Annotated in this window: 1 protein-coding gene; it reads left to right on the forward strand. The window is 57.9% G+C overall.

The window, feature by feature from the left end; translation table 11 throughout:
- Nucleotides 1–120 precede the first annotated feature (120 nt).
- Nucleotides 121–240: ferredoxin (locus tag SB717_RS39190; protein WP_410908689.1), on the forward strand; the 120-nt coding region annotated here is incomplete at its 3' end.

Below are 240 nucleotides of genomic sequence, written 5' to 3' on the forward strand. Positions count from 1 at the left end.
TGAGGGGCTGCGGCCGAGGGGTTCCGCGTCGCATTCCTTCTATAACACGTTCTAACGTGTTGGTAGGTGTCCGTCAATACTGGGGCCGCCTGAGGCGGCAAGGGAAGGGAGCTCGTGGCGATGAAGATCAAGGCTGATTTCGACCTGTGTGAGTCCAATGGTGTCTGCGTGGGCATGGCACCGGACGTCTTCGATCTCGATGATGACGACTACCTGGTCATATTGCAGGAAGACGTGCCC

It is taken from the genome of Priestia sp. SIMBA_032 (assembly GCF_046535215.1).
Lineage (GTDB): Bacteria > Bacillota > Bacilli > Bacillales > Bacillaceae_H > Priestia > Priestia aryabhattai.